Source organism: Chryseobacterium sp. SIMBA_028, assembly GCF_046535285.1.
Lineage (GTDB): Bacteria > Bacteroidota > Bacteroidia > Flavobacteriales > Weeksellaceae > Chryseobacterium.
This window is the reverse complement of the sequence record NZ_JAWRWZ010000005.1, coordinates 147,636-173,049: the sequence shown is the minus strand read 5'-3', so window position 1 is coordinate 173,049 and position 25,414 is coordinate 147,636. Positions and strand designations below refer to the sequence as shown.

The window sequence follows — 25,414 nt, the reverse complement described above, 5'->3', positions numbered from 1 at the left end:
TAAATGTACAAAATTATAAGACTCAATTTTTTTGAGTCTTTTTTTATACCAGCCATAGCTCCTATTTTTACAAGATCAAATAATAAGCTCTTTGAAAATACAACCAGAAATGAACAATGTTTCATTAAAAAACAGCTCTTTTAATTTTGAGATCTTTAAGACTAATAATACCTTTGCAGAAAGGAAAATCAACCTCGGAATTTCCTATATCATTTCCGGCCGGTGATTTTCAAAATCCATTCATAGCTAATGATTTATTTCAAACTTCCCTTCGACGAATGTCTGCATTCCGCAGATGAAAAAGCCTATAAAAATGTAGTCAATTTTTATTCCTACAACAGCCTTATTCAGATTGGCTTTCATGGAAACATTATCAAAGTTGATCAGGAGGAATTTAATAATACTCAGATCACCAGTGAATCATTAATCAATGATATGACCAACTTTACTGCTGAAACTAAGGAGGAATATTGCAACACCTTACAACAGGTTATTGAGGTTATTAAGGAAAACGATCTTCCCAAACTTGTGTATTCACGCAGAAAGATCTTTACAGATTTTAATATCATTGATTATAAAGAGAGTTTTAAGAATTTATGCCAATCCTACCCTAATGCATTCCGATATCTTTTTAATGATGGTGAAAATGCCTGGATGGGGGCTTTTTCAGAGGTATTGGGAAAATTCAATAAAGTAACCCACGAATTTGAAACCATGGCTCTGGCAGGCACCCTTCCTGTCTTGGAAGAATGGTCTGAAAAAGAAATTGAAGAACAGAAACCAGTTACCACTTACATTCAGAATATCTTAAAGAACTATTCTGGTCAAATTCAACAATCTCAGACATATGACCATATCTCCGGGAATATCAAACATCTTCGTACAGATTTTAAAACGACCATAAAACCGGAAGATCTTGACAAAATTATTAAAGACCTCCATCCTACTCCCGCAGTTTGTGGTATTCCAAAAGATTTTTGCAATGAAAACATCAGGAAATATGAAAAATTCCCACGTGAATTCTATGCTGGTTATATTAAAGTTGAAACTGAAGAAAGCATTCTATATTTTGTAAACCTACGATGTGCAAGACTTTATAAAGACTCCGTGCATGTTTTTGTAGGTGGCGGAATTACCTCGCAAAGCGATCCGGAAAAGGAATGGGCAGAAACAGAATTGAAATCAGAAGCTATTTTGAAAAATCTGGTTATCTCTTAATTCAAAAAAACAAAAACCTCTTTCAACTTGAAAGAGGTTTTATATTATCTATAATGTAAATACTTGATTATTTTTTCAAACCGATTCTGCTCCAGGTATCCATTACAAAAAGTAGGATAAGACCTATAGCAGCGGCTCCTGCTGAAAATACAAACCTCAGATTATCTTCGTCTGCCAAGATATCCGGTAACTGCCAGTTTATCGCATAAAGATTAATGGCCATGAATGCAATAAACACTACTAAAAATACTTTATAAAACTTCTTCATAATTTTAAAAATTAACATAATTCAGCACCAACTGTGCAAAATTTGCGGTAAATAATTTAATGGAAATTGCTAAAAGGATAATACCGAAAACTTTTTGAAGGATCATCAATGTGGCATCCCCTATTTTCCTCTCTAACCATTTCGCTGATTTCAGCACCAAATATACGAAAATTGTATTAAGAATAATTCCGCAGATAATATTAATATCATGGAATTCAGCTCTCAGTGATAAAGCAGTTGTTAAGGTTCCTGCACCTGCAACCAGCGGAAATGCGATGGGAACGATGGATGCGGCCTTTGCTTCTGTAGTTTTATTGATCTCAATTCCTAAAATCATTTCCAGGGCTATGACAAAAATCACAAAAGCTCCCGCAATGGCAAAGGAATTTACATCCACTCCAATTAGTTTTAGAATCTTATTCCCTACAAATAGAAAAACAATCATAATTGCTCCGGCAGTAATTGCAGCCTTACCAGCTTCAATTTTTCCGAACTTCTGTTGAAGGCTTACTATAATAGGAACTGAGCCGATGATATCAATAACGGCGAAAAGAACCATAAAGCTGGTAACGATCTCTTTAATAGAGAAACCATCAAAAATTTCCATCTCTTTGTAATTAAAAATTTCGCAAAAATATGAAAATAAATTAACTATTTGCTAATTTGTGAATATAAATTAACAATTGTTTTCAAAAGTTCATCAATTACATCAGCAGATTTCACAGGAGAATATTTCTCCATTTGGATTTTCTGCTGTAGTTTTCCATACTCTTCCGCCACTGAAGAACCATTGTGCTTTTCAAGAAAAGTCTTAAACTCCATAGCAGAGCCTTGGAAATACTGGTTTCTCACCTCCTGATCCAATTCCTCCAGGGTTACAAAGAACTTCTCATAATCACCGTTATCCTTAAGGTTTTCAAGATAACTGAAATAATCATTAATATCAGTTTTCAATAATTCCCTAATTTCTTTTTCTGTTTCAGCTACTGAACCTAAAGGTTTTTGGGATACGGTTTCTTTAACTAATGTACGTTTTTTTTGCCAAGTCTTAAATAGCAGATAGACAATAAATAAACCTAAAAGTATCGCAATATTGGTTAAAAGGATATTCCAGTGGAATTTGCTTTTTTCTTTTAGTTTAAATGAGGTAGTCTTTAGAACCGGTGTATCAACAGTTTCTAAAAGGTTATTTGTATACTCATTTACTTTTTCCACTGCAGTACGTGATTCCAAAACCTGATCATGAGATAAAGCATTAACAGACAATATCTTTTGCCCAAGATCTACGTATTCTTTATTCTCAGGGTTAAAAAAGGCAAATTGTTCTGTCTTGATGGAGATTGCTCCTGATTTATTGGGAATAATCACATAACTGGCAGAAACCTCCCCTTTCATCCCTGTAGACCCCGGGGAAATCTTAGATGTTATCTTAGGGGCAAAAACCTCATAGTCCGGAGAAGCCATTATTTTTGGAAGCTCCATGTCCGCCAAATTCCCTTCTCCTGAAACCTTAACAATAACATTTAATGGTTTCTTTGCTTCTGGTTTTTCCTTTGAAGTATTATAAACGTTCACATTAAAGTTTCCAACGGCATTTTTAAAGCACTCAGGAGCTCCCTCCGGAAGTTTTCTCACATTAAGCTTCACCTTATTGGAAACAATCTTATTTTTATTAGAATAGGTATTTACTGACGCCGATACTCCAGGAACTTCAACATATCCTGCTTCATTCGGAAATACCATAAAAACTGCCAGAACCTGAGATGCCATATTTCCATTACCGGACGGGTCTATTTCAGATTTATTGAAATTAACAGCATGTACGTTGATATTTTCCTGCTGTGGAAGACGAATGTTCTTTACTTTTCGCAGGTTATCCATATTTTTGGAATATACCTTAAGAACAGCAAAGGTTGGCTGGTCCTGATATACTTCCCTGTCTTCAATTTCCATATTCAGATAGACCTCATTGGAAGTGTTACTGGCCAATGCTCGCTTATCAACAATATCACGGATATTGACGTCAAAAGGTTCTGTTTTGTAAATTTTGTTATTAACGGTCACCAGTACTGAACCGATTTTTATTTTTCCTTTTTTCTTGGGTTCAAGAGCTATTCTGGAAACTTTTTGGGTAATCAGTGTATTGGTTGCAGGGTCAATGACCGTATTGGTAACTGATCCGCTGCCTATGATATTAAATTTTGATAGATCCGGAAGCTGGAAACCTGTCTGCTGAACAAGGTCGCTTCCGTTTAGTTCAAGAACAATGGTAAGATTTACAATATCCTTTCCAGCGTAATCAGATTTATCAGCATCAAGGGAAAGATTTACCTGTCCGTAAGTAATCACGGATGCTAGAGTAAGCAATATGTAAATCAATTTGTGCTTCATCACCAATCTTTCTCGTTGCTTTCAGGCATCGAATAAGAATTTTTGTTTAAAATTCTTCTGGCGGTTTCTTTTTCTTTTTCGTTTATTTTATCCAGGATTGCATTTTCAAGATTCTTTGGCATTTTGCCCTCATTATTTTGATTCTGCTGAGGGTTATTACCTTGGTCACTTTTACCTTCGTTCTGTTGACCGTTTCCTTGATCCTGCTTTTGATCTTTATCTCCTTTCTGATCTTCTCCTTTGTTCTGATCATTACCGCCACCTCCTTTTCCAGAGTTATTCTGCTGGTTCTTCTGTTGTTCTTTTTCTTTTTCCTTTAACTTGGCAATTTCATAATTTTTTCTGGTTGCCTCACTGTATGGATTCTGCTTCAGAGCCTTTTTATAATAATCTGCCGCTTTTTCCGGCTGATTCATTTGCATATAGGTGTTTCCAAGATTATGAAGTGCTGCTGATTTATCGGCAAATGTCTGTGAAAGTTGTTGTGCTTTTTCAAACTCTACTTTTGCATCCTCATATTTTTTACTCTTGTACAAAGCGTTCCCCATATTGTAGTGAGCCATAAAATCCTTGTCGTTGGACTTTACTGCTTCCATGTATTTTGAAGAGGCCCCGTCATAGTCTTTACCATCAAATTTCTGATTGCCTTCATGAACCAATGTTCTATAGTTCTCCTGCCCAAACAAGGGGCTTGAGAATGAGAAAGCAACTATTAACGATAAAAATATGATTTTAGTATTCATCACTTGCAAAATTATTCCTTTATATGTTAAGAAACAGAGTTTTATTTGTTAAAGTTCGGTTAAAGTAGCGGTTTTAAATCCTTATCAATAATAAAGAAACTACACGTTAAAATCATTTTTAGGATTAAAAATATAAATTAAAAAGAAAAACAAGATAGATACTGCTAAAAAGTACTGATAATAATGGTTGGCATTCTGTGATTTCACTAGTGTTTCAGCCCCTGAAGACTTCTTATTTACAGCGTCAATAATCCTATCCGGAGCTTCATTGATATTATTTCCATCAATATAGGTTCCACTTGTAGATTCTGCCATTTTCTTTAGGGCCTCTATCTGTCTTTTGGAGATTACCGTGCCTCCATTTACATCCGTCTTATACCCCATCAACTGACCATAGACATATTCCGGAACGGGAGCGCCCTCTTCTGTACCAATTCCTACAGAGGTAATACTTATTCCCTCTTTATTGGCAAGTCTTATGGCTGCATTGTCATTTCCTTCATTATCTTCACCATCACTCAACAGAATAATCTTTCGCGATCCTTTGCTTACATTTTTAAATTTCTCAACAGCAGCCTGCATTCCTTTCAGAAAATCGGTCCCTTGAATCTGCATCGAATTGGTTTCAATACCACTAATATAGGTTTCTGCTGAATTATAATCTGTCGTCAAAGGCATAATGGATGTTGCCTGCCCTGCGAAAATAACAATTCCGATCTTGTCATTCTTCATTTTTTGCATGGTTCCTATCATCAGATTCTTTGCTTCAGTGAGACGACTCGGATCAATATCCTCTGCATTCATTGAATTGGATACATCCAGCATAAAAATCACATTATTCAGCTTCTGGTTGCTTTTCACCTCTTCTGAACCATTCAAGAGATCAATGATCGAAAATATCAGGAATAATGTTCCTAACAGATATAATGCCGGGAAAACCCTTATAAATCTTGAATCTTTTTCAAATAAATTATCATGAAACTGACTGGCTGCAAAAATTTCTCTCTTTTTCTTTCTCCATTTTAAAAAACGGATCAAAAAGGAAGCTAACAGCGGCAGAAGCAACAGTAATAATAAATACCAATAATTTCCTAACGACCAACTCATCAACTCAAAATTTTATAAAATACCCATCTCAATAATCCATCCAGCACCAGTACTCCTAAAGCAATCCATAGGAAAATTGCAAAATACTCATCGTAGTTATACAATTTAGAAACCTTTACATCAGATTTTTCTAACTGGTTGATTTCGTCGTATACCTCTTCAAGACTGCTGTTTGAAGTTGCTCTGAAATATTTCCCACCTGTTGTCTGTGCTACTTCTCTAAGGGTATTTTCATCGATGGTAACCTCTGCTTCTGTAAAGATAAGATCTCCAAATATATCCTGTGATGTAGGCATCAGTGCATAGCCATTGGTTCCTATCCCAATAGCATATACCTTTATATTATTATTTTTTGCCAGCTCGGCTGCAAGTTGTGGCGGAATGGCATTTTGTATATTACTTACACCATCTGTCATCAGAATAACCACTTTACTCTTGGCTTTACTTTTAATCAAATGGTTTACGGCAACAGAAAGTCCTTCTCCAATGGCGGTTCCCGGCTCCAGGCCTGCAGAATTCAGGTTTTTAATCTCATCAATCACGACCTGATGATCTGAGGTAACAGGAACCTTTGTAAAAGCCTCTGCAGCGTAGGCAACAACTCCTATCCTATCATTCGGGCGTTTCTGAACAAACTTCATCGCAATATCCTTGAGTGCAGTAATACGATCCGGATTAAGATCCTTTGCCAGCATACTGAGAGAAACATCAATAGACAGCATAATATCAACTCCCTTGGTATCGTCTCTGTCTTGTGAAACGGTAAAGGTTCTCGGTCTTGCCATTGCAATGATGAGTGCAGAAAGAATGATATACTTTGATAATTTCAGTAAAAACAGCACTCCTTGAATTCCATTGCTGGCATCCATATTTTTTACCGTAGGAACTTTTACTCCTTTCTTTTTCTGTTTACCTGCATCTTTTATAAAAAGTGGTATAAACAGTAGAAAAAGTAATAAAAACCACGGACTGTAAAACTCAAAATCAAACATCCTTTCTTAAGTTTTCAAATTCTAAATCTTTGGATGATCTTTTTACAAAATCCTTAATATCTGCAAAATCCTTTTCCATTGTTTGCTGGTCCGGAAAGGTCTTGGCAAATTTCACCAAATCTCCTCTCAGAAAAACATCTTCAATTATTTTTTCGTTATCCTGGGAAATCGTATTATTCTTTTTTATTACATCAATAAGATCATCAGTAAGAAGAACATCTGCAGGCAAATGATATTGTGTGGCAATAAAATTCCTTGAAATATCAATCAGTTCAACATAAAACGAACGGAAATTTCCTCCTTCAATATATTTTTTCTTTTTAAGTGAATCCAGTTCCTTTAGGGTTTGATTCGTTGCAACAACCGGAGAACTTTTTGATTTTCTTCCCCATTTTACAATCATAATGATAGCAATAATCAACGCAATACCTGCCAATGCTGCCAGAATATAGAACTTATATAATTCCCAATAATCTTTAGCCGCCAGTTTAACTTCTTTATTCTTCATAATATCATTAATCTGGTCAGCTTTTTGGGCTGTATTAATGACATCTATTTCGTAAGGAATTGTTTTAAGAATCTTATCTCCCACTTTAAATTCCAGTTCCGGGATGGTAAATTTTCCTTCTTCAAAAACTGCAAATTCTATTTTACGTTCATATGAATTGGCATTTTGCCCGATACTGTCCTTTGTTTCTTCAAAATGGAAAGGAAGCAGTTCATTTTTTGGAGCAGAGATCACCTGTTGATCATTAAGATTATCAACTTTTATGGTAAGGTGATTGACTTCACCTAAGGCAATGGTCTTCTTTTCTACATTCGAGGATAATATCTGTGAAAAAGCATTTGCACAGACTAGAAGAGATAGTATTAAAAGTATTTTTTTCAATGTTAAATAATAAAGGCCAGGCCTTACGTTTTATTTACGGTTAAAATCCGATGTTATTTTTTCTGAAAATAATTATATAATAATTTTGAGTAATCCGAGCCTGTATTAATATTCATAAAACTGGCCGAACTGTTGGCAAAATCTTCCTCCAATGCTCTCAACTTCTGTTTTTGAGCCTCAGCAAAAGTATATCTCCATCTTGCGCTGGAAGTATTTGCCCATATCTGTTTTCCTGTTTCGGCATCATATAATAATGTATATCCTACATCAGGAATTTCATTATCTTTTTCATCATAGATCCGCATTCCCAGTAACTGATGTTTCTTGGATGCTACTCTCAGCATTTTGGAATCATATTCATCTTCAAAATCTGAAAATAGGAATACTAATGATTTTCTTTTAAAGATCCCCATCATATATTCCATAGCTTTGTCTATTTTGGATTCAGCCGGAACATAATCAGCAGTTAGAATGTTACTAATAATTGAAAGAATATGTTTTCTTCCTTTTTGAGGAGGAATCACTTTATACACTTTATCTGCAAAAAGGATTAATCCTACCTTATCATTATTCCCTGCTGCTGAGAATCCTAAACTGGCAGCAATTTCTGCTACATATTCTCTTTTCAACTGGACTTTTGTTCCATAGTCCATAGAAGCAGAAATATCAACCAAAATCATCATGGTAAGCTCTCTTTCCTCTTCCATCACCTTAACGAATGGTTCGCGGAAACGTGCCGTTTTATTCCAGTCGATTCTTCTAATTTCATCCCCAAACTGATAGGGACGAACTTCGGAAAATGTCATTCCCTGCCCTTTAAAGGCACTATGATATTGTCCCATTAAAGCAGCCTCCGTCTTTTTTCTGGTACGGATTTCTATCTGCTTTACTTTCTTTACAATATCTTTTATCTGCATACGATCGTTTTATGTTCAATGTATAAAATTCAAACTTTAAGCTTTGAACTCAATGGATACATTCAACCATTCATCATCAAACTTTGGGCTATATTTTTTATAGAAATTAATGGCTGGTTCGTTCCAGTTCAATACCTGAAATACCATTCCATTGTATTCATTTGATTTTCCATACTCCAATGTTGCATCAAATAAGAGTTTTCCAATCTGTTTTCCTCTCATCCTTTCGGTTACTACCAAATCTTCAAGATACAATCTTCTTCCTTTCCAGGTTGAATATCTGTCATAATACAATGAAATTCCTACAACCTCATCATTGAACTCAGCAACAAAAGCACCCCACACCGGAGATTTTCCAAATCCATCTTTGGTAAAATCATCTAAGGTTACGGTTACTTCATGCAATGCTTTTTCATATTCCGCCAGCTCCTTAATTAATTCCAGCATCGAAGCGCAGTCTTCCTGAACGGCTTTTCTAATAATAACATTATCCATTATGGTGCTTGGATTTTGGCTAAAATTCTATTAATAATCTCTTCTGTTGAAATTTCTTCGGCTTCGGCTTCAAAGGTTAAGCCCATTCTATGTCTTAATACATCCTTAGCCAAAGCTTTTACGTCTTCAGGAATAACAAAGGCTCTTCCTTTTAAGAATGCATACGCTCTTGAAGCAATGGCAAGGTTAATGGAAGCTCTTGGTGAAGCCCCAAAACTAATATAGTTTTTAAGCTCAGAAAGTCCATAATTTTCAGGATAACGGGTTGCAAAAACCATATCCAGAATATATTTTTCTATTTTTTCGTCCAGGTAGATCTGGTTAATTATTTCCTTAGCCTCTACAATATCCTGAAGTGAAATTACGGGATTTACAGTGGGCTGATGTGATGTGGAAACCATTCTCATTACCTTTCTTTCATCTTCGAAAGAGGGATAATCTATGGTACACTTCAGCATGAAACGGTCACTCTGTGCTTCCGGCAAAAGATAAGTCCCTTCCTGATCAATCGGGTTCTGTGTTGCCAGTACCAAAAACGGCTTTGGAAGCTTCATGGTTTCATCACCTATAGTCACTTGTTTTTCCTGCATCACTTCCAAAAGTGCAGACTGTACCTTTGCCGGAGCACGGTTAATTTCATCTGCAAGTACAAAATTCGCAAATACAGGGCCTTTTTTTATAGAGAAATCGTTGTCTTTGATATTAAAGATCATGGTTCCTACCACATCTGCAGGAAGCAAATCCGGTGTAAACTGAATTCTTGAGAACTCACCATGAACAGCATCTGCCAAGGTTTTAATGGCTAAGGTTTTTGCTAGTCCCGGAACTCCCTCAAGAAGTACGTGACCATTCCCTAGAAGCCCTATCAAAAGGCGGTCTATCATATATTCCTGTCCAATGATAACCTTGTTGATTTCTTGTCTCAGAAGAGAAAATAAGTAGTTTTTTTCTTTTACTTTTTCCGTCAATTGGCGAATATCTTCTGCTTGATGTATATCTGACATAGCTTGATTTAAAATAGGTGGTAAATTTCTGATAAATACTTGCATTAATCAACACAATCAATGCCATTTTTGAGTTAAAGTTTGTTAAATATTCCGAACACAATATGGAATCAAAAGCAATATTGCTTCAGTTGTTTCACATCATCAGCACTTCAAATAAAAATGTTGCGATAGTAATACCGCAACATTTTTATTATACTAAATTACAAATCAGTTAAAAGAAAAGAATTTATAAATGTATTAAAGCTTTGTGATGGTAATTGTAAATATATCCTCCGGCTTATCTACTGAATCTTCGTAAGATCCTACATTTATATAATATTCAGTTCCTGCAGTAGTTGTAATGGTCTTAGTTTCGGAACTACCGCCTCCACCATTATCTTGTGTCCCTACACAAACTAAATTATTGCATGTACCGCTGTATATTCCAATTTTCGGATCAAAAGTAATAGTCCCAGGAGCCGCTTTAATTGTAAATTGGCCTCCATCTCCTGTAAATTTAAACCACAGCCCATCATTCATTCCATCATTAAGGCATGCTGTTACAAAACCTGTGTTATTAGTAGAAGACATCCCATCAGTCTGCACGTAGGTATATGGAAAAACAGTTGCCTGCAGAGCTCCTGAACAAGCATCATTTGCCGGTATTGGGGGAATCGTTTTAAAAATATTATTCGCACAACCGGTAGATTCTCCATTAGCTGAAACAGCTGTCACTTTTAAATAGTAATTGGTATCCCGAGTCAGAACAATGGATGGTGAAAGATTAAAATTAGCAGCATTTACCGTCTGCTGATTGATAACCTCTGTACCTCCGAAAGTTGTTCCTAATGAAACCTTATAAGAAGTAGCTCCTATAACGGGCTGCCAACTAATATTAGGAGACAAAGAAATAAACTGAGCATTATTTGTAGGATAAAGTATGAAAGGACATCCTGGAGTAGAGTTAGCCGTTAATCCTGAAACTGTTATTGATGATTTGTAATCAGCTCTTATCCCTCCGGGAGGAGATGCTGGATCAACAACTGCATTATCTCCTTTGTAATAAAGGGTAGAGTTTGGAATATGTGAATAAACACGGAAAGCTTCATCAAAATTATTAATATCAATACTTGGAGCATTTTCCTTGGCGGCTACTACTAGATTATCTGTATTATTATAGGCAAATGGCGTAGCAAAAACTACTTCAACCTTACCGTTATTCTTTGTTACAGTACCCGCAAAGACCTGAGTAAGCTGTGCTGCAGCTACCCAATCTGTACCTGAAGCAAATGCTGTTTTGGGGGTATGTCCCAGATAAACCGTCCAATTAGAAGAATCGGAAATGGTAGCTGATGGATCCACATAAAATGTAAGGCCGGTAATATTTCCTGCTGCATTGGCATTGATCTCCTGCTTAAGGTATATCTGTTGAACATAGGAATAGGAAAAAAAGCTGCTTACAGGTGCAGTTCCCACGTTTGTACTTCCAATATTGATATTGATTTGGGCATTAACACCCAATACTGTAAGTAACAAAGACAAAAGTAAAATTCTTTTCATTATTAATAATATTAACATCGAATATGATGCTAATTTAATAATAAAATATTAATTTTTATAATAAAAAAAAATATTCAATAACATATATCTATAAAGTCAACATAATAACCACAAACTTAACACTATAACAATAAAAAAATTTACACATTCAATAATGAAAACCACTTAACCTAAAAATATAATCGTTAAAACAATATTTTTAATACATATTTTAATATATTTACAGGAAATACCCACCATATGTATAAAAGGCTATTTTTTTCAAGTATCTTCCTTGCAGGTCTTTTTAAGTCACAAACAACCACGATGACGAATCTGATCTCTCAGGCAGTATATTATGACGGTTATGCAGCACCGGTCTCAACTCCGGTCCCCCCCGGTCTTATCAGACTTGGAAATACCCGGTACGCAAAAAAAATCACAGATGCAGAACTGGATTCTTTTAAAGCAAAAATCGCCATGAGGGTGAGCATTGGAGCATTATGTGACAATTATGACCGTCTGGGAGAAGTATTTTTGGCTATGGTTCCAAAAAATCAACCTACCTACACCATGGATGACGCCAATGTTAAAAGAATTGAAGTAGGCAGATACATCACTCCATTCATGAACAAGAACCGAACTCCTACTGAAGTTCCTTATACCTACGATATCAGTAATCTTTATAATGTATTTCATGACACCACACTCCGAAATACCTATGATATGTATATGGAGCTGGATGTTTTTGGAGTTCCTTATGCAGCCCAAACACAGGTTCAAGGATGTACGGGAAGAATAGATGTTTTTTCCGGAACCCTTACTTTCTTTTCAACAGATGCAGGAGCAACTCCTACTGACTATAATACGCTTGTTCCCCTGTTAAGCTATAGCAGGCTTAATAATTATAACAGTACAGACGTTACAGGTGAAACAGTGAGAATTGTAAGTTTCAATTTACCAAACCCTGTTACCAATGCCAATTTTTCTGTAATATCCACTCCCCATGGCGCCGATGAAGGTGGTGAGGAGTATGTAAGAAGGCAAAATTACACCTATGTAGATGATGTACAGGTATTAACCTATACGCCCGGCGGAATATCCTGTGAACCATTCAGAGTGTATAATACCCAGGGCAATGGAATCTACGGAACAACACCCTCTTCATTTGCTGAATGGACTGCCTGGAATAACTGGTGCCCGGGAAATTCAGTTCCTATCAGAAAATTCACACTTCCCAGCATGACTGCTGGAAATCATACCCTAAAGCATACAATACCTACCGCTGTCTTTAACCAGCAAAAGGGTGATGTTTATTTATCGGTTTATATGCAAGGGAAAAGTGATGCTACCCTGAATGTAAAGGATGTGAAAACCATTGATGTTAATATTTACCCCAATCCTACGGCTGATTTCGTTACTGTAAAATCTAAGGAAGACGTGGTCTCAATGACTCTTTTCAGTATGGAAGGTAGAAAACTCACTGAAATCTACAAAGAAAACAGAATTAATCTTTCTTCTTATACAGCAGGAGTTTATTTTTTAAATATTGTACTGAAAGACGGAACTACTTTTAAACATAAAATCATAAAAAAATAACACATTCCAATATACATAAGAATAGTAATTCGCTTTCGAAATCTTTATAAAACATAAAGAAATTCATAAAAAACAGTTAATAAAACAATAAAAAATCCTCTTTTGACTTTTTTTCAAAAGAGGATTTTAGCTTCATAAAAACTTATAAATATCTAAAAAGTAGAAGTTAAATTTTCTAAAACCTGTTGGTATACCATCAAATTTCCCACTAAAAAGAAAATTATAAATAATGTATTTTTTCAACATTGCAGAACTTTTACTTTAATCCCCTACCTAAAAAATTGTCATTTCCAGTTTATTAAACTATTTTTGGAGATTAAAATTTCTGCAAAATGAATTATCATTTTCAAGCACACAGACAGGTGAGAAAGAACCTTTTAGATATCCTGCAGAACACTTCACACGAAGATCTTCTGCTGATTCCGGATGGTTTCAACAACAATATCTACTGGAATATAGCCCATACAGTTGCTACACAGCAACTTTTGCATTATTACCTTAGTGGAAACCCATTCCGTATAGATAAGTACTGGATTGAAACCTACAAAAAAGGAACTCTGCCTAACTTAAATGTTCAAAAATCTGAAGTAGAGGACCTAGAGTTCTTACTTACTGAGACTTCAAAGATTTTAATGAAGGATTACGATAGTGATTTCTTTTCAGACTACACTCCTTACACCACCAGTTTTGGAATGGATCTGAAGAGCATTCAGGATGCTATTATCTTCAACAACATGCATGAAAGCTTGCATTATGGCTATGCAATGGCGCAGAAAAGAGCAATTTTAGGAGAAAAATACTAATAGTTTAAAGTTCAGAGTTTAAAGTTTAAGGTGATGGGCACAATTAAAAGATTTGAAGATTTAGAGATCTGGAGATTGTCACAAGAACTTTGTAATGAAGTTTATCATATCATTGAATCTACTCATCTTAAAAATAATTTTAAACTTTGCAATCAAATTGACGGTTCTTCAGGTTCAATAATGGATAATATTGCTGAAGGATTTGAAAGAAACGGAAATAGAGAATTCCTTCAATTTCTTTCCATTGCAAAAGTTTCTTGCGGAGAAACAAGATCACAACTGTATCGAATTTATGACAGACGTTTTATTACACAGGAAAAATTTGAAACGTTAATTGAACAAACAGAAACATTAAGTAAAAAGATTAGTTCTTTTATAAAATATTTAAATACAACAGATTTAAAAGGGACAAAGTACAAACCTTAAACTCAAAACGTTAAACGTTGAACTTAGAACCTTAAACATAAACATTAAACAACTCAATGAAAGACGATTTTATTTTCGGGCTACGTCCCGTGATTGAAGCAATTGAAGCAGGAAAAACGATTGACAAGATCTTTGTGCAGAATGCACTTCAGGGTCCTATTTATGCTGAACTGAAGGCGATTTTAGCAAAAAATAAAATTCGTCCCAATTATGTTCCGATTGAAAAACTTAATCGTTTTACAAGAAAAAATCACCAGGGGGTGGTAGCTTTTATTTCGGATGTTCCGTTTCACAAGGTAGAGGATATTGTTCCTCAATTGTTTGAAGAAGGGAAAACTCCTTTCTTATTGATTTTGGACAGACTGACGGATGTAAGAAACTTTGGAGCCATCTGTAGAACTGCAGAATGTGTAGGAGTAGATGCTATCATTATTCCTGAAAAGGGAGCAGCACCTATCAATTCTGATGCAATCAAAACTTCTGCAGGAGGTATTTACAATATCAAAATCTGTAAAGAAAATAATCTTGCACACGTGGTAGATTTCTTACAACAGAGCGGAATTACTGTATTTGCAGCTTCTGAAAAAGCTCAAAAGCTAATCTATGACGTTAACTTCACTGAACCTTGCGCTATTGTTATGGGAAATGAAGAAACCGGAATATCTAAGGAGGTATTGCATCATGCAGATGAAAAAATCAAACTTCCTATCGAAGGGAAAACTCAATCACTAAACGTTTCTGTAGCATGTGGCGCCATCTTATATGAAGCCGTAAGACAGAAAATGTTGAAATAATTAATTCGATAACACAACACTTAAAAAATCAGAAAATGAAAAACATAGCAGCATTAGCGCTAATCTCATCTATAGCCCTTGTTTCTTGTAAAAAAGAAACTGCAAAAATAACTAAAGTAGACCCTAAAACCGGAAAAACGGTAACAGTAGAAGTACCGGCTGACTCTGTAGCAAAAGTTGCAGAAAACCCAGCTATCAAAGATTCTGCAGGAATCGTTACACAATCTTTTAAGCTTGAAAAAGGAAAAACCTATCCTCTTACAACTTACCAGAGAGATGTAAAGACTATGACGGATCCTCAGGGAAAATCTATCACAGCAACTACTGAATCTACGGATGAAATGAACTTTACAGTAAACGATATTAAGGGAAATGTATATGAAATGACCCTTAACCTTGTTTCTAAGAGAAGTTCTCAGTCTGCACAAGGAAAAACAGTAGTAGTAGATACAAAACTTCCTCTTCCTAAAGAAGATGATCTTAAAATGATCTGGAATATCAACAGAGCGCTTACCAGCAACAAGCTTGATATGAAAATGGATACAAAAGGTAATGTAATTTCCATTACAGGTTTTGATGCCGTTTATACAAAAGTATCTAATGCTGTGGGAACTCTTATTAAGGATGCTAATGAGAAAGCAAGCGTTGTAGCAAGTTTAAAGCAATCTTTTAATGAGAAAGTATTAAAAGACCAATTCACGAAAAACTTAGCAATTATTCCTAAGAAGGGAGTAAAAGTAGGTGAAAAATGGACTACTTCTGAAAATGCAGACCCAAGCGGAAGCATTAAGGTAACTTCAAACTATGTATTGAAAAGCCTAGGAAACGGAATTGCTGAAATTACGGTATCCGGAGGTATTCCTAAAAAAACTGAAAAGAAAGCTCAGGGACCTATTACCCATAGTCTAAGCAGTGAACTTGTTCAAAATGGAACCGTTAAGTTCGATGAAAACACGGGATGGATTACGAACCAGAATATCAACGTAAAAACAACTCAGATTGAATCTATTACAGATGGAAAACAATCTCAGTCTATGAAAAGCGTTTCCAATTCTTCTGTAATGGTAAACCCTTCTGCAAAATAATTGAAGTACATGAGTTTGAAGATAAGAACAGAAGGAGAAACTAAAAACTTTAAACTCTGGACCTTAAACTTTAAATTTTAAAATTATGAAGTACATTCTTGAGTTAGTACTGTCTGCCATCATTATTTTCTTCGTCTGGAACATTCTGAAAAGAATTTTCTTTAAGACATTTTATGGGTATCGTTTTAACAATAACGGCAATCAGGATAACAGACAGCAAGATATAAACAACTCGAATAAGAATAACAACCTCAAATGGGATGCAGAAACAGTAGACTATGAAGAGGTGAAAGAGAGTAATGACAAAAGGTAAAAAATCCAAGAAATAAAAGATAATAACCAGCATGGCAAAAAATAAAAACTTAATTTATATTGCAATTTCATTAGTAGTATTTATAGTTTTAGCATTTTTATATTCTACTCCTGTATTTACGGGAAAACAGCTTTTTCAGCATGATATTGTACAATATAGAGGAGGAGCAAAAGAACTGCTTGACTATAGAGCCAATACCGGAAATGAAACCTATTGGAGTGACTCCATGTTTGGAGGAATGCCTACTTACCAGATGGGTAGCCAGTTTAAGGGCGACATCATCAAAAAAATCGATAGCAATCTAAATTTCCTGCCAAGGCCGGTCAATTATCTATTCCTGCTTTTTGCAGGTTTTTTCCTTTTGGGAATGGTAGTGGTCAGAAACTGGAAATATGCTTTACTAGGAGCTACTTTCTTTGGCCTTTCCACCTATTTCTACATCATTATTGCGGCTGGACACAATGGAAAAGTAAATACCATTGAATATTTCGCGCCGCTTTTAGCCGGAATTTTACTCGTTTATATCAGAAAACAATACATCTGGGGATTCATTGTAACGACCCTATTTATGGGGCTTCAGATTGCAGCGAACCACCCACAGATGACGTATTATCTATTTCTGGCTCTAGGATTTTTATTCCTGTCTGAATTAATCAGAACGATCCAGAAAAAGACCCCAATGAAACATTTCCTTATTTCATCAGGAATCATTGCAGCAGCATGTATCATTGGAGTGGGAATGAATGCACAAAGAATCATGGCCAACTCTGAATATGTAAAGGAGACCGTTCGTGGAAAGCAGATTTTAACAAACGACAGCCATACTTCAGGAAAATCCGGAATGGATAAAGAAAGCATGCTGATGTGGAGTTATGGGCAGCTTGAAACGTTAAACCTTTTCATCCCAAGATTAATGGGAGGCGGAAGCCAGGAACCCGAAGGAAAGGAAATGATGAATAAAGTTCAGGAACTTGTACAGGAAAATGTAGGATCACAGGCTGAAATGGACAGAATTTCAAAAGGTTTCAGCGGAATGACCTATTGGGGTGATCAGCCGGGAACTTCAGGACCTGCTTATCAGGGTGCCATTGTATGTTTCCTTGCTTTATTAGGATTCTTCTTTGCCTGGAAAAAGTATCGTTACTGGATTTTAGGAGCTTCAATCCTTACCATTTTACTGGCTTGGGGAAGCAACTTTATGCCATTATCTGATTTCTTTATTGATTTTGTTCCTTTTTATAATAAGTTCAGAGCCCCATCTTCTATCCTGGTAGTTGTGGAATTATTGTTCCCGCTAATTGCCATCTTAGGATTATACAGATTCTTCACGGATGAAAAACTGACAGAGGAATATAAGCAGAAAATTCTAACGTATGTAAGCGGAGGTACATTAGGATTATTATTAATTCTTTTAATCTTCGGAAAATCATTACTAGGATTTTCTACTGAAAATGAGAAGACCTACTTCCCTCCTTTCCTATTGGATTATCTGGTAGATGAAAGATTTAAGTTGTTTAAAATAGATGCCATAAAGGCATTTATCTATGTAGCAATTGCCGCTGCGGCTCTATTCTTAAGCTTAAAGAAAAAATTAAGTCAGAATATCGCTTTGGTAATTATTGGAGCCGTAAGTTTATTTGATCTATGGACGGTAAACAAGCGTTATTTAAATGACGAAAACTATGTAGATAAGATCTTTGCTGAAAACCCATTCCAGACAGAAAGTTCAGATCTGTTGGCAGAAAAAGTTCAGGGAAATCCAAACCTTGAATCTATCTTATCCAATGTAAATATCAACAAGACATTAGAAACGATTGCTGATAAAGATAAAGCACACTACAGAATTTACAACCAGACCCTTGGAGTTACAAGTGAAACCAACACGTCTTATTTCAAGGCCTCAATTGGTGGTTACCATGCGGTAAAACTTAGAAGATATGACGATGTACTTAATGAGTATATCAATAATATTGACAGTGTAAAAACACCTAAAATATTGAATTTACTGAATGCTAAATACATGGTTTTCGGAGGTCCGGAGCAGCCACAGGTTGTTCCTAATCCAAAAGCCAATGGAAATGCGTGGTTTGTAAGCGACTTAAAATTTGTAGATACACCTAATGAGGAAATAAAATCCATTGGGGTTATCGACAATAAGAAGACCGCAGTTATTGCATCATCTGATAAGTCATATTTCAGCAACAAACCGGTTCAGGCAGATTCTACAGCCTTTATTAATTTAACGAAGTACCAACCTAACGAGCTTGAATTTAAATCACAGTCGAAAACCCCTCAACTGGCGGTATTCTCTGAGGTTTATTACCCTCACGGGTGGAAAGTTCTCGTTGATGAACAAGAAGTACCTTACATTAAGGCAGATTATTTACTCCGTGCAGTACATGTTCCTGCAGGAAATCATCATATCAGAATGGTTTTTGAACCAGAAGTGATTGAAAAAGGAAAATGGATCTCGCTTCTATGCTTCGGATTATTCATTGCATTGGCTGCCTTTGGAATTTTCTGGATGAATAAGAATAAGAAAAAAGAACTTCCTCAAACCGCTTAAGTTTAAGTTTTAATGCAGACTGTATCAAGTTAATGGAACAGAAGAAAATATTGATTATCACCTATTACTGGCCTCCTGCGGGAGGTCCTGGTGTTCAAAGATGGTTGAAGTTTGCCAAATATCTTCCTGATTTTGGCTGGAAACCCATTATTTATACTCCTGAAAACCCAAGCTACCCTTTACTGGATGAGACCCTGATGAAAGATGTTCCTAAAAACATTGAAATCGTCAGAACAAAAATTTGGGAGCCTTACCAATTGGCAGAAAAGCTTAATAAAAGCAATAAAAAATTTAAAGCAGGTCAATTTGATGTAGGAAAAAATCAAAGCTGGAAATCCAAGCTTTCTATTTGGGTAAGAGGAAACTTCTTCATTCCCGATGCTAGAGTTTTTTGGGTAAAGCCGTCCATTCAGTTCCTTGAAAAATATATAAAGGAAAACAAGATTGACACCATTGTCACCTCTGGCCCACCCCACTCTCTCCATTTGATAGGATTAGGCCTTAAAGAGAAACTTACCAATCTTAAATGGATTGCCGATTTTCGTGATCCGTGGACGGAAATTTCTTATTATAAGCATTTAAAATTAACCAAAAGCTCAGATAAAAAACATCGCCAGTTAGAAAGTGCTGTTTTTAAAAATGCAGATATTACCCTAGCTACGAGTTATACAGATGCTGAGAATTTCCGTAAGGCTGGAGCTCATGCTTTTTGTATTACCAATGGTTTTGACGAAAGTGATGGAAGTGAAAAGCTAAAAACGCCGAAGAATACTGAAGATAAGTTTACCTTAAGCTATATCGGAGTTTTGGAACAGCTTAGAAACCCTGAAAATCTTTGGACAGCATTGGATGAACTGGTAAAGGAAAATGTAGAATTTGCCAGACATTTCAGTTTAAAATTCGTAGGAAGAATTGATGATAAGATTCTTCATTCTATTGAAAATTCAAATCTGAAGAACCTCATTCTGAATTTAGGTTACCTTTCACATGGAAAAGCTGTTGAGGAAATGCAAAATTCAGAAATATTGTTGATTACCAACTTCCCGAATGAATCATCAAAGGGCATTATTCCCGGAAAAATATTTGAATACCTAGCTTCCGGAAAACAGATTCTCTCATTTGGACCAGATAAGGCAGATGTTTCAAAAATATTAGACGAAACAGGTGCCGGAAAACATTTCAGTTATCGTGATTCTGAAACAGTAAAAACATTTATTCTGGAAAAATTTGATCTTTGGAAAAACGGAATCCTTTCAGAAAACACTCAGAATATTGAACAGTTCTCAAGAAAGAGCCTTACAAAGCAACTTACAAAAATTTTATCATAAAGAAAGCTGGGGTGAATCTCCAGCTTTCAGTTTTTTTAGATGGTCCATTGGTCATTCACCACAGCAATCAGATAATATTTCCCCTGAAATTCTTCAAATACCAAACGAAGTGTCTTCCAATCCATCTCACTGCTTTTTTCAGTTCCTTTGATATAATTTTCTGTAAAGTCATGCTTAGGATAAGCTTCTTCAAGATTGTTCAGTGAATTTCCACCCCCTAAAAATTTATTCAGTGAATATTGTGATGCTGTAAAATCTTTGGAGAAAACCCATTTACCTAGATAATCATTAATGGTAGCTTTATATGGATCTCCTGATCCGTCTTTTGCTCCCCAGGTAAACAAAGTCTTTGTGGGCTGATATTTTTCAAAATCAGTTTTGGAGAAATGTTTATCTTCTTTTTGATTCACAAAGGCATACATGGAGAAGCTAATTCCCTTTTCAGGGTGAATAAGTGAAGCAAAAGTCTTATAATCCTTATCTTTTAAAGCTTTTAAAACCTCATCATTTACCAACTTCAGAGCCTCCTCTTTCTTAGCTTTATCTTTAATAATTGTGGCACTGTCTGTCTTTACCCTAACTATAGTATCAATCTCATTTGGAACTGGTTTTCCGACTTCTTTTTTACAGGCTACAACAAGACCCAATACCAACATTGAAATAAGTAGTTTTTTCATATTTTTTATTTTGTAGTAGGTAAAAAACACCAAAACTGATGCCATAAAAAGGATATAGAATAAGAGGTAAAAGATTTAAAATATAAATTGATGTAATTCATAGTTCATGAATACACTTTCCCAATTACATCGTACATTTGTTATATGGAAATTTTGGACATTCTCATTATAGGAGCCGGCCCCATCGGTTTAAACTGCGCCATTGAGGCCGAAAAAAACAACCTATCATATTTAATATTGGAAAAAGGAACCATCGTCAATTCATTGTATCATTATCCTTTATATATGCGTTTCTTTTCAACAGCTGAGAAACTGGAAATTGATGGAGTTCCCTTTATTTCTACGGCTCCAAAACCTGGAAGACAGGACGCCCTGGAGTATTATCAGGGAATTGCCCGACAAAAGAATTTGAATATTCATTTGTATGAGAAAGTTTTGCATGTTTCTAAAAACAATGACCTCTTTGAAATTGAAACTACAAAAGGAAATTATAAGGCCAAAAATGTAGTGATTGCTACAGGGTTTTATGACATTCCAAATCCCATGAATATTTCGGGTGAAAATCTCCCAAAAGTAATGCATTATTATACGGAGCCTTATCCCTATGCAAGACAAAAAATTGTGGTTGTAGGTTCCAGTAATTCGGCGGTAGACGCTGCTCTCGAAACGTATAGAAAAGGAGCTGAAGTTACCATGATCATTCGCCATTCTGAAATTTCAAAAAGTGTAAAATATTGGGTAAAACCTGACATTGAAAACAGAATTTCCGAGGGAAGCATTACGGCTCACTTTAATTCTGAAATGGTTGAAGTAAAGGAAAATTCTGTTGTTTTCAAAGATGAAAATAATCAGATCCATGAGATAGAAAATGACTTTGTTCTGGCCATGACCGGTTATCTTCCTGATTTTGATTTTCTGAGAAACTCCGGCATTGAGCTAAATGGCGATTGCCTGAATCCATTTTATAACCCTGAAACAATGGAAACCAATGTTTCCAACCTCTATCTGGCCGGCGTTGTTTGTGGTGGAAAGGACACTCACCTTTGGTTTATTGAAAATTCAAGAATTCATGCCGGCTTGATTATCAACTCTATTTTATCAAAATATCCCGCAAATCACTTATAAAAGAAGCGCTCCAGCATAGTACTTACAATGCGTAAAATAACCATTCTTCCCATAATTATAGTCCTATTACAACTGGCGGGGATTGGTCGTATAGTATACTCCAATATCTATGGAAACAGCCATATTCCTCAATTTTTTATAGAACTAAATATTCTGGCTGTCCTAAGTTTTGTAATATTCATATTCTCCTACTTTATGTATTCCAAAGCTAATAAAAAGACAAAATGGTGGCTGGCTCCGGTCTATATTTCAATTCTTATCATACTCACATTGATTGTTTGCTATATTATGATGGCTGTTGATAAATACTCTTAAATCATCATGGAGACGCAAGCCTATGTTAAAAAATTATGCCTATCCTATGAGCAATGAAAAATTAAGAACCATTGCTTTTAATAATGAAGGTTTTACCCGGACAGCTTCCATTTTGGATGAAACTCGTTTTGTGGCTTGGAGTTCAATAAACACGTTATCTATGGTCCAGAAATACTCTCTCACAACCATTCCGAAATTATTATTTATTTAAATCAACCTCCTATAATTAAGTGAAAGGAAAATACCTGTTGGCTGAACCGTCTTACATTTCTGGTGAAGAGTAAAAGAAATAAAAAGAGCTGTCACAGACCTCTATTCCAGAGGCCAGGGTATTTAATGAATAAACCTTGGCTAAATAGTATTTAGCCAAGGTTTATTGATATCTATCAGAAATTAGTTTTCTTTTAAAGTAAGGTCTTCCTCCACTTTATTCTTCTCTTTTAACATCCAGGGAATAACAAAATAAAAAGCTATTGCAATACCCGTCGCTAGTATTCCTGTTCCAATCCAAAGGGTATTGAAACCCAATTTCTCGGCAATTAATGTTCCTATATATGGGGTAATGATAAATGCAATGGAAAAAGACATCCCGTTCAGCCCCATATAAGCTCCCTTATTATTTTCTCCTGAACGAAGAGCTGTAATAGTTGCCATGAAGGGAAGTGTCCAGATCTCACCGATGCAAAGGATTGTCATGGCGACCAATAACATTACCATACTGTAGTCAAAAGCCAGCATTGCATATGAAAGTCCACAAAGGAAAGTTCCTATTAACATGGTAAAAGCCAACGTAAAATATTTCTCTGCAAGCTGTACAAAGCCCATTTCAAGAAGAACAATCAGAAAGCCGCTGTATCCTAAAATATATCCGATATTCTGCTGGCTCAGGTGAGCAGTATCTTTATAAAAAATAGTCAGGGTACTGAACAACTGGAAGAAACAGATCGAGAACAGCATACATAATACACAGAAAATCAAAAACTTATAGTCGCGGTAAGGAGAATTTTCCTTTTTTATTATTATGGCTTCTTTTACTTTTTTCGCCTGTTTTTTTGCCAGTTTTGCACGCCCTCTGAAGAACCAGATATACATCAACCCGGCAAGAAAAGCAGCCAACGCATTACTATAAAACAGAAACTCATAGGAAATAGCAGATAAAATTCCTCCCAATGCAGGACCTATGGAAAACCCGAGGTTTACCGCCATCCTGTTTAGGGAAAAAGCTCTGGTAATATTTTCAGGCTTTGCATATTTCGTAATGGCTACAGAGTTTGCCGGACGGAAAGTTTCACTCACTATACTTTGGATCAAAATGATCCCAGCCAATCCCGCCTCTGTCTTAAAAAACGGAATTAAGCAGAATAACGGTACACTAAGCAATAAACTTAAGCTCTGTACCCTGTATTCACCAATTTTATCAGTTACCATTCCTCCAAACCATGAACCAATAACAGATCCTATTCCGAAAAAGCTCAACACTATTCCAGAATTTTCAATGCTAAAATGTAAATGATTTGTCATGTAAACTCCCAAAAAAGGAAGTACCATAGAACCCGCCCTGTTGATGAGCATTACCAACGCCAGCATCCAACTCTCCTGCGAGAGTCCCTTGAAAGAACTCGTATATAAGTTAATTAATCTCACAATAATATTTGGTGGGGAAATTTAAGATTGCAAAGTTAGACAAAATAGCTCCCAAAACCCCTTATTTATGCCTATTTTTATAAATAACATTCATAAAAATATACTATCAGCTGTATCCTAAAAAAAGAGAATATTTTTGATACATAAAGCTCAAATACTTTTATAAAATTCGTAAATTGCAGTAACAACAAGGTTTTCAGCCTAAAATACCAGAAAACACATATAAAAAATTAACCAATACGTAAGAATGGTAACCTACGAAAATTTACATGACACCTTATCTTTTTACAGTATTGATTGCCATCAATCCTATTATATATCTTCAGGAAACCCTATTTTTGAATTTCCAGAAGCTCCTTTCCGAATGGATTATTATGCTTTGTGCATCTGTACAGCAGGAGAGATCAGTATTGAAATAGACCGTCATCAATATAAAGTAGAAGCCAATAGCATCCTTATATCAGCTCCATCCACTATCATAAAATTTCTGAAAACGAGTCATAACTTTATGATGAAGCTGTTGTTTTTTGATAAAAATTTTCTGATCAAAAATATTTCCAATCCTTTCATTATTGAGAAAATGGATCTTTTTGCAAAGGGATCCTACAGCATTGTAAAAACTACTGAAAAGAATTCTGCTTTGCTTCAGAATCTTCTGGACTATCTTAAAAAGAAATCCAGAAAGCAGGGAAAATTCACTGAGGAAATTGTTCGTACCATTATTTTCAACCTTCTGCTGGAAGCCGCTGAGATGATTGAAAGAAAAAATCTTACAGGTTCTGAGAAAGAGGAAGGAAAAAAGGACCTTTATCTCAGGTTCAGTAAATTAATACGAGAAAATATCCGGCAACACAGAACTGTTCAGTTCTATGCCAATGCACTTTGTGTTTCCAATAAATACCTTATTGAAATCATTAAAAAAGCAAGTGGAAAAACACCTCATGAGGTCATCGATGAAACATTACTCAAGGAAGCCTATGTGATGCTTGGAAATCCGGAAGTAACAATATCTGAAATAGCTTTTGAACTTCAATTTAATTCTGCATCTGCTTTCGGTCGTTTTTTCAAAAAACACACTTCTCTTTCACCCTCTGAATACAGAATTAAGGAAAATATCCAGTCTTAGGAATTTGGGGATACTAATTCTGACATTAGGGATATATGTCGCTTTCTGAATAGAGGTACCTTTATAAT

General features: G+C 35.5%; 25 protein-coding genes. 12 read left to right on the top strand and 13 right to left on the bottom strand.

Features of this window, described 5'->3' with window-relative positions; all coding sequences use genetic code 11:
- Positions 1-249: 249 nt before the first annotated feature.
- Positions 250-1,218 (top strand): chorismate-binding protein, encoded by a 969-nt coding sequence (locus tag SCA31_RS08425; RefSeq protein ID WP_410696502.1) that lies wholly within the window; start codon positions 250-252, stop codon positions 1,216-1,218.
- A gap of 67 nt (positions 1,219-1,285) precedes the next feature.
- Here the strand turns inward: SCA31_RS08425 and SCA31_RS08420 are convergent, their stop codons facing one another.
- The 11 genes from SCA31_RS08420 to SCA31_RS08370 all read right to left on the bottom strand — a co-directional run bounded on the left by SCA31_RS08420 (position 1,286) and on the right by SCA31_RS08370 (position 11,566).
- Positions 1,286-1,486 (bottom strand): hypothetical protein, encoded by a 201-nt coding sequence (locus SCA31_RS08420; RefSeq protein WP_076352749.1) that lies wholly within the window; start codon positions 1,484-1,486, stop codon positions 1,286-1,288.
- Between the two features lie 4 nt (positions 1,487-1,490).
- Complete coding sequence (locus tag SCA31_RS08415; RefSeq protein ID WP_076352372.1) at positions 1,491-2,093, bottom strand: MarC family protein; 603 nt, start codon at positions 2,091-2,093, stop codon at positions 1,491-1,493.
- A gap of 44 nt (positions 2,094-2,137) precedes the next feature.
- On the bottom strand, positions 2,138-3,877 hold the full coding sequence (locus tag SCA31_RS08410; protein ID WP_410696501.1) for a BatD family protein: 1,740 nt from the start codon (positions 3,875-3,877) through the stop codon (positions 2,138-2,140).
- Positions 3,877-4,620 carry a tetratricopeptide repeat protein gene (locus SCA31_RS08405; RefSeq protein WP_410696500.1) on the bottom strand — a complete coding sequence of 248 codons (744 nt, stop codon included), beginning with the start codon at positions 4,618-4,620 and terminating at the stop codon, positions 3,877-3,879. The genes SCA31_RS08410 and SCA31_RS08405 overlap by 1 nt, the downstream gene beginning before the upstream one ends.
- 99 nt (positions 4,621-4,719) lie before the next feature.
- Positions 4,720-5,727 (bottom strand): vWA domain-containing protein, encoded by a 1,008-nt coding sequence (locus SCA31_RS08400; RefSeq protein WP_410696499.1) that lies wholly within the window; start codon positions 5,725-5,727, stop codon positions 4,720-4,722.
- Complete coding sequence (locus SCA31_RS08395; RefSeq protein ID WP_410696498.1) at positions 5,727-6,719, bottom strand: VWA domain-containing protein; 993 nt, start codon at positions 6,717-6,719, stop codon at positions 5,727-5,729. Before SCA31_RS08395 ends, SCA31_RS08400 begins: the two co-directional genes overlap by 1 nt.
- A complete protein-coding gene (locus SCA31_RS08390) occupies positions 6,712-7,608 on the bottom strand; it encodes a BatD family protein (RefSeq protein ID WP_410696497.1) in 897 nt (298 codons plus the stop codon). Before SCA31_RS08390 ends, SCA31_RS08395 begins: the two co-directional genes overlap by 8 nt.
- Positions 7,609-7,661: 53 nt before the next feature.
- Positions 7,662-8,525 (bottom strand): DUF58 domain-containing protein, encoded by an 864-nt coding sequence (locus SCA31_RS08385; protein ID WP_410696496.1) that lies wholly within the window; start codon positions 8,523-8,525, stop codon positions 7,662-7,664.
- A 36-nt stretch (positions 8,526-8,561) separates the two neighbouring features.
- Positions 8,562-9,020 carry a GNAT family N-acetyltransferase gene (locus SCA31_RS08380; protein WP_410696495.1) on the bottom strand — a complete coding sequence of 153 codons (459 nt, stop codon included), beginning with the start codon at positions 9,018-9,020 and terminating at the stop codon, positions 8,562-8,564.
- Entirely contained in the window at positions 9,020-10,024 is a 1,005-nt protein-coding gene (locus SCA31_RS08375; RefSeq protein ID WP_076352379.1) for an AAA family ATPase, read from the bottom strand. Before SCA31_RS08375 ends, SCA31_RS08380 begins: the two co-directional genes overlap by 1 nt.
- 240 nt (positions 10,025-10,264) lie before the next feature.
- A complete protein-coding gene (locus SCA31_RS08370) occupies positions 10,265-11,566 on the bottom strand; it encodes a hypothetical protein (RefSeq protein ID WP_410696494.1) in 1,302 nt (433 codons plus the stop codon).
- 240 nt (positions 11,567-11,806) lie between these two features.
- Between SCA31_RS08370 and SCA31_RS08365 the strand changes: the two genes are divergently transcribed.
- From SCA31_RS08365 to SCA31_RS08330, 8 genes are all read left to right on the top strand, one after another.
- The gene (locus tag SCA31_RS08365) at positions 11,807-13,144 is read left to right on the top strand and encodes a peptide-N-glycosidase F-related protein (protein ID WP_410696493.1); all 1,338 of its coding nucleotides are present in this window, start codon (positions 11,807-11,809) and stop codon (positions 13,142-13,144) included.
- A gap of 332 nt (positions 13,145-13,476) precedes the next feature.
- Positions 13,477-13,947 (top strand): DinB family protein, encoded by a 471-nt coding sequence (locus SCA31_RS08360; protein WP_076352382.1) that lies wholly within the window; start codon positions 13,477-13,479, stop codon positions 13,945-13,947.
- A gap of 33 nt (positions 13,948-13,980) precedes the next feature.
- A complete protein-coding gene (locus SCA31_RS08355; RefSeq protein WP_410696492.1) occupies positions 13,981-14,373 on the top strand; it encodes a four helix bundle protein in 393 nt (130 codons plus the stop codon).
- A gap of 56 nt (positions 14,374-14,429) precedes the next feature.
- Entirely contained in the window at positions 14,430-15,167 is a 738-nt protein-coding gene (gene rlmB, locus SCA31_RS08350) for a 23S rRNA (guanosine(2251)-2'-O)-methyltransferase RlmB (protein WP_076352383.1), read from the top strand.
- A 35-nt stretch (positions 15,168-15,202) separates the two neighbouring features.
- A complete protein-coding gene (locus SCA31_RS08345; protein ID WP_410696491.1) occupies positions 15,203-16,252 on the top strand; it encodes a DUF6263 family protein in 1,050 nt (349 codons plus the stop codon).
- A gap of 85 nt (positions 16,253-16,337) precedes the next feature.
- Positions 16,338-16,565 carry a hypothetical protein gene (locus SCA31_RS08340; RefSeq protein WP_410696490.1) on the top strand — a complete coding sequence of 76 codons (228 nt, stop codon included), beginning with the start codon at positions 16,338-16,340 and terminating at the stop codon, positions 16,563-16,565.
- Positions 16,566-16,596: 31 nt separating this feature from the next.
- Positions 16,597-19,131 carry a YfhO family protein gene (locus tag SCA31_RS08335; protein WP_410696489.1) on the top strand — a complete coding sequence of 845 codons (2,535 nt, stop codon included), beginning with the start codon at positions 16,597-16,599 and terminating at the stop codon, positions 19,129-19,131.
- 32 nt (positions 19,132-19,163) lie between these two features.
- Positions 19,164-20,459, top strand: coding sequence for a glycosyl transferase family 1 (locus tag SCA31_RS08330; protein ID WP_410696488.1), 1,296 nt, complete (start codon positions 19,164-19,166; stop codon positions 20,457-20,459).
- Positions 20,460-20,494: 35 nt separating this feature from the next.
- Here SCA31_RS08330 and SCA31_RS08325 read toward each other — a convergent pair whose 3' ends face one another.
- On the bottom strand, positions 20,495-21,136 hold the full coding sequence (locus SCA31_RS08325) for a hypothetical protein (RefSeq protein ID WP_410696487.1): 642 nt from the start codon (positions 21,134-21,136) through the stop codon (positions 20,495-20,497).
- Between the two features lie 144 nt (positions 21,137-21,280).
- Between SCA31_RS08325 and SCA31_RS08320 the strand changes: the two genes are divergently transcribed.
- Both SCA31_RS08320 and SCA31_RS08315 read left to right on the top strand, forming a co-directional pair.
- Positions 21,281-22,261, top strand: a complete 981-nt coding sequence (locus SCA31_RS08320) for a YpdA family putative bacillithiol disulfide reductase (RefSeq protein ID WP_410696486.1) — start codon at positions 21,281-21,283, stop codon at positions 22,259-22,261.
- Between the two features lie 27 nt (positions 22,262-22,288).
- Positions 22,289-22,576, top strand: coding sequence for a hypothetical protein (locus SCA31_RS08315; RefSeq protein WP_410696485.1), 288 nt, complete (start codon positions 22,289-22,291; stop codon positions 22,574-22,576).
- Positions 22,577-22,969: 393 nt separating this feature from the next.
- Here the strand turns inward: SCA31_RS08315 and SCA31_RS08310 are convergent, their stop codons facing one another.
- Entirely contained in the window at positions 22,970-24,163 is a 1,194-nt protein-coding gene (locus SCA31_RS08310; RefSeq protein ID WP_410696607.1) for an MFS transporter, read from the bottom strand.
- 304 nt (positions 24,164-24,467) lie between these two features.
- Here SCA31_RS08310 and SCA31_RS08305 point away from each other — a divergent pair, with 304 nt between their 5' ends.
- Entirely contained in the window at positions 24,468-25,346 is an 879-nt protein-coding gene (locus tag SCA31_RS08305; RefSeq protein WP_410696484.1) for a helix-turn-helix domain-containing protein, read from the top strand.
- Positions 25,347-25,414: the final 68 nt, after the last annotated feature.